The organism is Paenibacillus xylanilyticus, from assembly GCF_013359935.1.
Classification (GTDB): Bacteria; Bacillota; Bacilli; order Paenibacillales; family Paenibacillaceae; genus Paenibacillus; species Paenibacillus xylanilyticus.
This window is the reverse complement of the sequence record NZ_JABMCB010000202.1, coordinates 622,472-634,616: the sequence shown is the minus strand read 5'-3', so window position 1 is coordinate 634,616 and position 12,145 is coordinate 622,472. Positions and strand designations below refer to the sequence as shown.

Genomic DNA, 12,145 nt, shown 5'->3' with positions numbered 1-12,145 from the left:
TTCGCTTCTCCAGGTTTCTTCTGTCCGCTCCGTTATTGTGTAAATGTTTAGTTGAACACATATAGGTGAGGAGGTGATGCCGTCTGTTTCAAAGCTTCACAATTTAAAATACAGGAGGGATAATATTTGAAAAGATTGTTGATAGCATTTAAATGTATGCTCGTTCTTGCTTTGCTGTTGTCCATTACACCACTCGGACCGGGACGCGCGGAAGCTTGGGTCGGCATGCCAATGGGCAAGCTTCACGTTAATGGAAAGAACCTGGTTAACAGTAATAATCAACCCGTCGTACTGAGTGGTTGGCATCAGCCCTCAGGTGCTTATTGGACTTACCAGAACAGTAACTATTATCTGAATCTACATGGCAATAACCGCCATGCTGCCACATTGGCTTATCTAAAAGACATTACGGATACATTCACAAGTACCAGTCCAAAGTACGGAAGCAGCCACGGCTGGAATATGAATCAGATTCGTCTGTTCATCGACCGGGAAGACATGGGAGATGTGGCAGCAGGCACTTACAATTTTGCAGGTGTACAAACGGTAACGCAAAATGTCATTATCCCTTATATTCAATATGCTAAAACAAAAGGCGTCTATGTCACGCTCGGTCTTGACTTCACTTTGAAGGATGACCAGGCTACCACCTCAGCCAATCTGCAAAAGTTTAACGAGATCTGGGGTTATCTTGCTTCCCGACCAGAAATCAAAAGTGCAGACAATGTACATTTTGAGCTGATTAACGAGCCTGTAAAATCATATGCGAACGGGCATTGGGGCGGCTACAACGGGGAGAATGACTTCTTGGATCACTGGAACGACCTGCGCAATTTCCAGAATTCCATCATATCCACGATTCGCAGTAAGGGCGCAGACAACGTGATCTGGGCAGCAGGCCTCGGATACAATCAATTCTATAGTTTGACGGCGAGTCATCCTCTAACAGATCCGCTGAACAACTATGGTTATGCAGTTCATTGGTATCCGGGATATGGTGCCCATGACGATATGTCGATTCTGCAGGATCAGTGGAATACGAATGTGAAGGCTGCGGCGGATAAATATCCAATCAACATCACCGAAGTAACATGGTTCAAAAAGAAAGCAGGAGATTCCGAATACTGGAATCTGTTCAACGGCAGTAATGAAGGCTTTGGCAACAATACGAAGACTATTTTCAACGCCGCTGGCAATGTCAGTATTGCGGCACACGTGAACGGATTTATTTTGGATGCTGGACAACGGAGTTCCTTTGCCGACCCTACGGCAGGCCTGAAATGGGATGGCGATGCTTCACGGAGCGCAATGGGAAGGTTCCTCTTCGAATGGTTTTATGAACGTGCACAGACCTACCCGAACGGCGGCAATCCATCAACCGGTCTGATCCCGGGTACGACCTATAAGATTGTAGCCAGACATTCGGGGAAAGTGATTGATGTGCCAGGCGGGGTAAACGAGAATAATTTGCAGCTTCAGCAATGGTCCGATCTGGGAGGCAACCCTCAAAAGTGGGTCCTGAACCAGATTGCGGGTGGGATCTATAGTTTGACGAGTGTGAATTCGCCCGATAAGGTCATCGACATTCGGAATGGAACCAGTAACAATGGAGAAGCGGTTCAGCTTATGAGCAATTTGAATACCACAGCGCAGCACTTCAAAATCAATGATCTGGGCAATGGGTATTGGAGTATTATAAACGTTAACAGCAATAAAGCCATTGAGGTAACAGGTTCTGCGACGACGGATGGTGCAAAATTGCAGCAAAATACCTTTACCAATGCGACCAATCAGCAATGGAAGTTTGTTGCAGTCAATTAAAAAGCATGTACAAGTAAGGACCTTCAAGCCATGATATGGCTTTGGAGGTCCTTACTTGTACTCAGGAGAGGAGTGGAAATCAGCAAAACATTTGAAAACTAGCTTGCGCTTTAGAGTTAGCGGGTTTTCTTCTATTTAATAATACTGGATCTTTTAATTGGATTTTAAGGATTTGTACCAAAAAGAAGAAGTTGTACCTTCACCTAGCGCAAATGAAGGGTGTATCATTAACAGAACACTTTTGTAAACGCTTACCAAAGGAGGAGGTACATATGAAGCACCTATGGTCCAAATTCTCGCCGTTGTTTCGCAGATTTATGATTTCTTATCTCATTATTCTCATGATTCCTCAAATCGCCGGATATGCCTCCTATAGAGCATCCATTGAAGCAGCGAGGACAAGCTCGATTGAGAACAGCTTAAAGTCACTTAATCTTGGCAAGGAAATTATTGAACGTAATCTTATGCAGGTCGAGGATTTCACAAGACAGTTAGCCATTAACCAGGATTTATACCGTTTAATAGCCGATCCTAAGCCGCAAGATGCTAATAATGTCTACGGTTTGAGCCGCATGCAGCGCAGTCTGTCCATGTACAGCAGCACCAATGAGTATTTGTCTCATTTCTTCATCTATATTCCCAATTATAATGTCATTATTACACCTACGACGGTTTACTACCGACCTGAACATTATTTTGCTGCCAATCCACTGGAAGGCGTGACGTTCGACGAGTGGAAAGACAACATCTTAAAAAAGCCGCATTTAAATGAAATCATTCCCCTACAAAATTACAAGAAGGAGATTCGCAGTAATGTGCTTGTGGACGCTCCTGCCATTACGTTTCTTCAATCGCTTCCATTAAACAGCTTCAACAAACCACAGGCTACAATCGGCGTCATGATTGATGAGGATAAGATGGCGAGCTTGACTCACCATATTGTAGAGCAATATGGAGGATGGACACTGGTGACAGACTCCAATGAGAATATCATTTTTTCGAGCGGCCTGAATAAAGACGAGGCAAACAAATTAAAGGTTATGACTGCCGGCAAGGAAGATGAAGCGAAGCCTATGGGCGACGGACGTCTGCTGATTTCCATTCACTCCAATCAAAACGGTTGGAATTATATGGCTGGTATTCCCGAACGTGCGCTGATGGTCAAGGCAGATCAAATCAAGCAGGTTACCTTTACCTTTACGCTAGCAACGCTTGGTTTCGGATTGTTGATTGGGCTTCTACTTGCTTACCGAAACAGCGCTCCGATTCATCGGCTTCTGTCCGTGTTCCGGGAACAGGATATCGTGCTGCCTGGAAAGGCAGGCAACGAATATGATTTTTTGGCAAGCAACATCACCAGCCTTATTACCAATAACCATTTACTCAAGAATGCATTAAATGAGCAGATTCCCATGCTGCGGGACGGGTTTATCAAGCGTCTGCTGACGGGTGAGTTTTACACCATCCGTGAGTTGGAGGCGATTTCTTCCCAGACCGGCATATCCCTTCATACCAGCCGGGGCTTTGTGGGAATCCTGAAGGTAGACGGTTATGGCAGTCCGGATAGCGAAGAAATTATTCAAGAACTAAGCGTAGCGAGACTCATCGTGCGCGAAACCATGACCACATGGCATGCCGACGTGCTGATAACAGACTGGGGGACAGATCAGATTGCTTTTGTGCAACCGCTTAGCGAAGAACCTTCAAACACTCCCTTGCACACTGCTGTATCTGAACTGAGCAAACGGATGAATGCTGTATACAGGGATTATCGGGTATCCACCACGATCGGAATTGGTTCTTCTTATGAGGATTGGAATGATGTTGGCCGATCGTTTAACGAAGCCAGACAAGCGTTGGAATATGCCATTCATATGGGAGCAGAACATCTGGTGAGATTCGAAGATACCATAAAGGAAACCGAATTGTACTACTATCCGATTGAGTCCGAACAGCGTCTGCTAAATACGCTGAAGGCGGGAGAAATGGAAGAATCCGATCGTGTTTTGGATCAGTTGTTCAGCCGAAATTTTACAGAACGAGAGCTGTCTTATGACATGACACAGCAGTTCGTTGTGGAACTAAAGGGAACATTCCTGAAGTTGGAACCCAAGATCATGCTGGACGAAGCGCTTGTCGATGAGTTTAAAAATCGGATTGCGGCCATTCAGGTAACGGACAGTGTAGGCATACTCCGGGACAAGTTTCATCAACTGGCGAAAGACGTCTGCCGGGACGTACAACGCAAAAAATCCAACATGCATGCGGAAATTGTTAACGAAACGATCGCTTATATTCAGAAACGCTATGCCGATGCCACCTTAACGGTATATCGGATTGCGGAACAAATGGGGAAACCGGAAAAATATATCTCGCAATTATTCAAGGAGTACACCGGAGAGAACCTTTCCGACTATGTGGAAGTGGTACGAATTAACAAAGCTGCTGAACTGCTGCGTGAGAGTCAGCAGACGATTGATGAGATTGCCCTGACAACCGGATATAACAGCGCGCATTCGTTCCGAAGAGCCTTTAAGCGAGTCCGGGGGGTCTTGCCTAGTTCATTTCGCCAGATGGAGGATCAAATAAAATGAAGCTGCCACAATCATTATCACCAAACAAAGCGGAAACCACAGAAAAATCAAATTGAAAAGTAAAGCAGTATCAGGCTTCCCGGCCTATTTGTCCTTGAATCGTACCTCTTCGAGTAAAGTGTACCTTTACGCGACAAGGGGGTCCCTCTTATGATTACGAACAAGAAAGCGCTATCAAAAAAGAGGGCCTTATTCATATTAGGCTACCTACTGGGGGGATGACTCTGAGAACGACAACTTCGAATGGCAAAATGGTAGTGAAACAAGGCAGGCGCTCTGCGGTGAAACGAGTCTTGTCCAGAAGCTGGAGGAGGCACTGGCAGCTATACCTGTTGATGATTCCTCCGGTCGCATACTTCCTTATTTTCAAGTATGTGCCCATGGTTAATGCAGTGCTCGCTTTCAAAGATTACAACGTGATCAAGGGGATTTGGGGAAGTCCGTGGGTAGGCACCAAATATTTTGAGCTGCTTTTCCAAAACCCCGCGTTCGCTACTCTCATCAAAAACACGCTGTATATTTCGTTTTACAGTTTGGTCGTGGGTTTTCCGGTCCCGATATTGCTGGCACTGGCGTTGAACGAAGTCAAAAACGCCCGATTCAAGAAAACGGTACAGATGGTTACTTATGCACCTTACTTTATTTCTACGGTTGTCATGGTATCCATTATCATGCTGTTCCTATCCCCGCGGCTGGGCATTGTGAACACGATTGCAGGGGCACTTGGATTTGAAGCAGTCAATTTTCTTGGAGAGCCTGGGCTGTTCCGTTCCATCTATGTGTTTTCTGATGTCTGGCAGAGCATGGGATATTCGGCAGTCATTTATTTGGCAGCACTTGCGGGTATTGATCCTTCATTGTACGAGGCAGCCAAGGTTGACGGGGCTAACCGGTTTCAGAAAATGTTGAACATTGATCTGCCCGGCCTGCTGCCGGCGGCAGTCATTATCCTGATCCTGAGCGTTGGCAATATCATGGCGGTTGGATTTGAAAAAATTTATTTGTTGCAAAATCCGTTGAACCTGTCCGCTTCCGAAATTATTTCCACATATGTGTACAAGATGGGTTTGCTGAATGCGAATTACAGCTTTGCTACCGCTGTTGGCCTCTTCAATTCGTTTATTAATCTGATTCTGTTGTTAATAGTCAATGCTGCCGCCAAGCGTCTGTCCAATACAAGCTTGTGGTAATGCGGCAAAAGGAAGGGGGATAAAAGATGAGCAAGTTGCACTCCCAAGCCGGTTCGGCGGTAAGTCGGAGGAGCACAATCAGAGAATCTTTTGGGGACCGGTTTTTTATAGCCATCATCTACGTCATTCTGACTGTAGTCTTGATTGCGGTACTCTATCCACTGATTTATATCGTAAGCTCGTCCCTGAGCAGCCCGGCAGCAGTTACTTCAGGAAAAGTCTGGCTGTGGCCCGTTGATATGACACTGGACGGCTATAAGTCTGTATTGCGCAACGATCAGGTTATTATGGGTTATGCCAATTCGTTATTTTATACCGCAATCGGAACACTAATTAGTGTAGCGCTGACAATTATGAATGCTTATCCACTTTCCAAAAAGACCTTTGTCGGGCGCAGCCCTCTCATGATGTTCATTACATTCACCATGCTGTTCTCCGGCGGATTAATTCCAACTTATCTGGTGGTCAAATCCATGGGACTGATCGATACTCGCTGGGCTCTGTTGATCCCAAATGCCATTTGGGTATGGCAAGTGATCATCGCACGCACCTTTTTTCAGAATTCAATCCCAGAAGAGCTGTCCGAGGCAGCTGATATTGACGGATGCAGCGATATCCGTTTCATTTTCAGCGTCATTCTGCCTCTCGCCAAACCCATCATTGCCGTTCTGTCGTTGATGTATGCCGTTGGACAGTGGAACGCATATTTTGATGCGCTAATTTATTTAAAAACGCAATCACTCTACCCGCTGCAATTGATTCTCCGCAGCATTCTGATTCTGAGCAACGGCACGGGAAATATGGATGTGGGTGAGATGGTGAAACAGCAGCAGATGGCCGAGTTGATGAAGTTCTCGCTCATTGTTATGGCCAGCTTGCCCGTACTCGTCATTTATCCGTTTGTTCAGCGATATTTCGTTCAGGGCATGTTGATTGGCTCCGTCAAGGGCTAGTTCACGACAATCATTCATAAGGGAGAGGGTCTATTTGAGAAAAACAGGATCATTCGTACTTGCTTGTATACTGCTTCTGTCTGTGGCACTGGCGGGATGTTCATCCAGCGGGGAAAAGGGAGAGGGGGCTTCATCCGGAGACAACGCGTCCATTAACGTGTTCGCTCACCAAAGCTCGGATACCAACCTTCAAACGAACAAGTTTACGAAAAAAATGGAAGAGAAGTTCAACATTAAGATCAACTGGACGACCGTTCCTTTTGACGGTGCAGCTGAAAAAAGACAGATTTCACTGGCTTCGGGTGACTACCCTGACCTGTATTTGCTCATTCCATGGGTGGACCGTTTTTCTCAAACAGACCTGTTGAAATTTGGCCAGCAAGGTGTCATTGTACCGCTCAATGATCTGATTGATCAATATGCGCCGAATATCAAAAAGGTACTGGACAGCAGTGAGTATTATAAAGCCATGAATACTGCGCCCGACGGCAATATTTACGGTCTGACGGGCTTGAATGAATGTTTCCACTGTTCTTATCCGAACAAGATGTGGATGAATACCAAATGGCTGAAGCAGCTCGGCTTATCCGAGCCTACAACGACAGAGGAATTTAAGGAAGTGCTGAAAGCATTTAAAACCAAGGACCCGAACGGCAACGGTAAAGCGGATGAAGTCGCGCTAAGCGGTTCCATTGAAAATTTCGGTGTGCATATCATTCCCTATTTGATGAACGGGTTTATCTACGACGATGACAGAACCTATCTCATAGCGAAGGATGGCCGGGTTGAGACGGTTGCGAGTAAACCGGAGTGGAAGGAAGGACTTGCCTATATCAAGTCGCTGTACGATGAAGGCCTGATTGACCCCGGTGCGTTCACGCAAAATGTTGGGGCATTTAAAAAAATCGGAGATAATGCTGAAGCGCAGCTTCTTGGCGCAGGTGCGGCCATGCATCCGTCTCTTTTTGTTAACACTGCCGAGGACTCTCCTTATGGGAAAGATTATAATCCGATCCCTCCGTTGAAAGGGCCGCATGCCAATTATGCGACTTATAACTATCCGATTGACCCAGGTGCTTCTTTTGTACTGACCAACAAAGCAAGCGAAGAAACGCAAATTGCAGCCATAAAAATGCTGGATTATCTCTACACAGAGGAAGGAGCCATGAGCGCATATCTGGGTGAGGAGGGCACGAGCTGGCGCAAGCCGCAGGAAGGAGAAGTGGCCCTTAATGATCAGGTGCAGCCACTCTACAAAGCAATTCCACTCCCGACAGGAGAGGAGCCCCGTAATGACAGCTGGGGAGCGCTCAGTCAGTACAATCACCACAGAGCTTACCGGGATGCCGAGGTACAAGGCAAGGACATCTATGCGGGTGACGGATATGAGCGCCGACTTTATGAGGCGACACTGCTGATGGAAGGCAAAGAACCAGATGAGATATTTCCGCATTGGGCACTATGGGTGGATCCGGCAAATGCAGATGAAACAAGCATGATGCAGACGAATCTCAAGGATTATATTGACCAGAACGCCCTGCAGTTCATCACTGGAGCGAAGAGTCTAGAAAAGGATTGGGATGATTATGTGAAAGGGCTGGAGGGCCTCAATATCAATCGTTACCTTGAAATTATGCAGTCCGCGTATGATTCTTCAACCATTTCCAAGTAAGAAGAACAGGCATGATTGAGTTTTAGAATCATCTGTGCGAGCACAGACCGTCCATCTTCCTAAAAAACGGACCCGGTTCGCATTCCTTGCGAAATCAGGTCCGTTTTTTGGGAGATTGATACCCTTGTATGCGGTTATAATGATCTGCTTTAATATATGCGATAGCAGCCGCTCAATGCCAGCAGACTGAAGAAATAGAGACAATTGTCATAATACCTACGTTCGCCCTGGCGCAGAGGAGTGTTCCAAAACTGGTGCACGAACTGGCTGGAATGTGGACCGTCCGCAGCCAGAGATGCCATGGCATTGGTGGCGAGAAGTCCGATAGGATGCAGCGATGGCTCATCGAAAGGTTCACCATCGATGGTGTAACGACGATAATCGGATACTTGAATCTCACTGAAAAACGCCTGTATGCGATTGGACTGCTCCACTTGCCAACGATCCTTGCCAAACCATTCCCAGTCAAGGGCGATGTTAGCCGCAACCCGGTAAGCGTCACTGTAAAAATGTCTGAAATCTCCATGACGCTGAGGGGGGGCGGGTGTTCCGTCAAAATTGGCATACTCCGGCGAGAGCCCGGTCACCGGATGACATGCTTTGTGCAGGTACGCCCGGCTTGCTGCCGCAGCTTCTGTCCAAAACGCTTGATCGCATTCATCTGCGTACTTCGCAAACAGTTCGTAAAAATGGGGCAGATGATAGGAGGGGTCACTAAACGGTGATTCCGGTATGAATTTGATTAATTTGGTTTCGGGGTCCCACATGGGATCGCCCTCGCCATGTTCACCTTGATGCACGCAGGCGTGAAGGATTTTTCTCGCTTGCTGCGCATAATCATATGGCGCGGCTCCATCCCCCCATCGGTTGGAGGCAAAGAACAGGGCCATAGCAAAAAATTCTTCCCCGTCCGGAGCAGGGCCTTGCGATATCCGCGTGCCGTCAGGTTTGCAATGCCATGCAAAATAATCCTTGTATCGGCCATCGGCATGCTGCATGAATGTTTTCGAGAAATTCCAGAGTCGATCGAATTCTTCTTTTTTGTCCATTTGCACAGCCATCATCATGCCATAAGACATGCCTTCCGAGCGAACGTCGTGATTGCCGGTATCGAGAAGGTATCCTTTGTCCTCATCCATGGGGTAATAAATCCGCGTATTAGGGTCACCGTAGAACAATTCGGTCCAGGTGTCTTCAATTTTTGCTGTAATTTCTTCGTCGGAGTAGCCGTGCTCCAAAAACAGATTTCTGTACTTTGAAGTATTGTAAGCGCCTTCAGTTATGTGAGCCAAGTTATTTTCCTCCTTGATCGATCGTACTCGCTTTAGTATAGCATGCGGGTTATGGATCAAATTAAAGCATTTTCCTTAAAAATCTTAGTTTATTGGTCTGACCTATTGGCCCGAAGAAAAATATGCGCAATAATCCAATTGTGCTAACCGAAGTGAAATTTCAAAATAAATCATCACTATCAATTTACATGTCATATAAGAGTACTGATCTGCTGGAATACGTCATTTTTATTCCTTAGTTGGATGATAAAATTAAATTACACTCATACAAATATACCTATTATTCGTATTGGAGGTTCACAATGAAGGTATCGAATCGGAACAATCATCGAATGTGGTACAGCAAACCTGCGGAGGTGTGGAACGAGGCTTTGCCAATCGGGAATGGTCGTCTAGGTGCAATGATATTCGGTGGGATAGCTGAGGAGCGCTTGCAGTTGAATGAGGACTCCATGTGGTATGGCGGACCACGCGATCGTAATAACGAAGATGCACTGCCCAATCTGCCCCATATCCGCAAGTTAATAATGGAAGGGAAACTCCGGGAGGCTGAAGAGATTGCATCCATGACGATGGCCGGGCTTCCGGAAGCCCAGCGACATTATATGCCACTTGGGGAGCTGCAGTTATCATTCGGCAATCATGATGGTCCCATTGAGGATTATGTTCGGGAGCTTGATTTGGACCGGGGCATCTCCAGAGTTAGCTATCGAGTCAGTGGTATCTGTTATACACGTGAGCTGTTTGCCAGCCATCCGGATCAAGCCATCTTCATCCGAATTTCAGCAGACAAGAAGAGTGCATTGTCTGTAAAAGCCCGATTTAATAGACATAAGTGGAGGTACTTGGAGAAAACAAAGAAGTGGGAGCAGAGCGGGCTCATCATGCTTGGTGAATGCGGTGGTAAAGACGGAAGTTCCTTTGCGACTGTTTTGAAAGCGATACCAACTGACGGTGCCTGCAGGCTCCTTGGCGAGTATTTGCTGGTGGAGGACGCGAGCTCGGTCACACTGATGCTGGCTGCGGAAACGACTTTCCGCCAAAAGGATCCGGAATTGTACACTAAACGTCGCGTGGAAGAGCTTAGCCAGACTGCTTATGATACGCTGCTTGCACGGCATACATCGGATTATGGTGAACTGTATAACAGAGTTGCATTGAACTTGATCCAAAAGATTGACCGCCATGATCTTCCTACCGACGAGAGGTTAAAACAGTTTCAACAGGGAGAAGAAGATCCCGGATTGATCGAAACCTATTTTCAGTTTGGTCGATATCTGCTGATTTCCTCAAGCCGGCCAGGCTCTTTGCCTGCAAATCTTCAAGGCATATGGAATGACAGTTTTACGCCGCCATGGGATAGCAAATTTACCATCAACATTAACACACAAATGAATTATTGGCTCGCTGAAAACTGCAATCTAGCAGAGTGTCATGAGCCATTGTTCGATCTGATTGAAAGAATGCGTGAGCCCGGCCGAATTACGGCTCGGACGATGTATGACTGCCGGGGTTTCACTGCACATCATAATACCGATATTTGGGCAGACACGGCCCCTCAGGATACCTACCTTCCAGCTTCCTTCTGGCCGCTGGGCGCTGCTTGGTTATGCCTGCATTTATGGGAGCATTATCGCTATAGTCAGAATCGCATTTTTTTGGAGAAGGCTTACGAAACCATGAAGGAATCTGCACAGTTTCTCCTTGACTATTTGATCGAGGATGCAGAAGGACGCCTGATTACTTGTCCATCCGTTTCTCCAGAGAACAGTTACAAGCTGCCTAATGGCGAGATTGGGGTGCTTTGCGCAGGTGCTTCAATGGATTTTCAGATTATAGAAGCTCTGTTCACTGCTTGCATCCGCAGTGCCGAGTTGATCGGAAGAGATTCTTCATTTAGAGAAGAACTTGCTGCAGTCCTGGAGCGAATTCCGAAACCGCAAATCGGTAGAAGCGGACAAATTCAGGAATGGATGGAGGACTATGAAGAAGTGGAGCCGGGACACCGCCACATCTCGCATCTATTCGGGCTGTATCCTGGAGAAAGTTTCACGCCAGAACACACGCCGGAATTAGCGAAAGCAGCACGTACAACTCTGGAGCTCAGACTGAAAAATGGTGGTGGACACACCGGCTGGAGCCGGGCCTGGATCATTCATTTCTGGGCACGTCTTCAGGATGGGCAGAAGGCTTATGAAAATGTCAGGGCTCTCTTGGAGCACTCAACATTGCCCAATCTTTTTGATAATCATCCGCCGTTTCAGATTGACGGCAACTTCGGTGGGTCATCCGGAATTGCCGAAATACTAATGCAGAGTCACACAGAGGTGATCCGGCTTCTACCTGCCTTACCCGACACCTGGTATGAAGGGAGTGTTCAGGGACTCAGGGCCCGAGGCGGCTATACACTTGATTTCTCCTGGATGATGGGGAGAGTTATTGAGGTCACCGTAAAAAGTGCAATTGATGGACTTTGTCAGTTGGAAGGCCCTGGACTTGAGCCTATTTCCTTTCATGCAGAAGCTGGACGATCCTATACTTTTACTTAAACAGATTCCGTTCAATGTGTTGCTACAAGGTCCACTATCCGATGATTAAAAAACCATATCTTATCAGTGGGGGA

General features: G+C 46.7%; 7 protein-coding genes. 6 read left to right on the top strand and 1 reads right to left on the bottom strand.

Annotated features, from left to right (window positions below):
- Positions 1 to 126: 126 nt before the first annotated feature.
- The 5 genes from HP552_RS29395 (at position 127) to HP552_RS29375 (ending at position 8,230) form a co-directional block, all read left to right on the top strand.
- Positions 127 to 1,821 (top strand): RICIN domain-containing protein, encoded by a 1,695-nt coding sequence (locus HP552_RS29395; protein WP_175398895.1) that lies wholly within the window; start codon positions 127 to 129, stop codon positions 1,819 to 1,821.
- 272 nt (positions 1,822 to 2,093) lie between these two features.
- Positions 2,094 to 4,415, top strand: a complete 2,322-nt coding sequence (locus HP552_RS29390) for a helix-turn-helix domain-containing protein (protein WP_175398894.1) — start codon at positions 2,094 to 2,096, stop codon at positions 4,413 to 4,415.
- A 335-nt stretch (positions 4,416 to 4,750) separates the two neighbouring features.
- Positions 4,751 to 5,605 carry an ABC transporter permease gene (locus tag HP552_RS29385; RefSeq protein ID WP_175399154.1) on the top strand — a complete coding sequence of 285 codons (855 nt, stop codon included), beginning with the start codon at positions 4,751 to 4,753 and terminating at the stop codon, positions 5,603 to 5,605.
- Between the two features lie 26 nt (positions 5,606 to 5,631).
- Positions 5,632 to 6,558 (top strand): carbohydrate ABC transporter permease, encoded by a 927-nt coding sequence (locus tag HP552_RS29380; protein WP_175398893.1) that lies wholly within the window; start codon positions 5,632 to 5,634, stop codon positions 6,556 to 6,558.
- Between the two features lie 34 nt (positions 6,559 to 6,592).
- Complete coding sequence (locus HP552_RS29375) at positions 6,593 to 8,230, top strand: ABC transporter substrate-binding protein (protein ID WP_175398892.1); 1,638 nt, start codon at positions 6,593 to 6,595, stop codon at positions 8,228 to 8,230.
- Between the two features lie 149 nt (positions 8,231 to 8,379).
- Here the strand turns inward: HP552_RS29375 and HP552_RS29370 are convergent, their stop codons facing one another.
- Positions 8,380 to 9,522, bottom strand: a complete 1,143-nt coding sequence (locus HP552_RS29370) for a family 8 glycosyl hydrolase (protein ID WP_175398891.1) — start codon at positions 9,520 to 9,522, stop codon at positions 8,380 to 8,382.
- A gap of 302 nt (positions 9,523 to 9,824) precedes the next feature.
- Between HP552_RS29370 and HP552_RS29365 the strand changes: the two genes are divergently transcribed.
- Entirely contained in the window at positions 9,825 to 12,071 is a 2,247-nt protein-coding gene (locus tag HP552_RS29365; RefSeq protein ID WP_175398890.1) for a glycoside hydrolase family 95 protein, read from the top strand.
- The last annotated feature ends 74 nt before the right edge of the window (positions 12,072 to 12,145 follow it).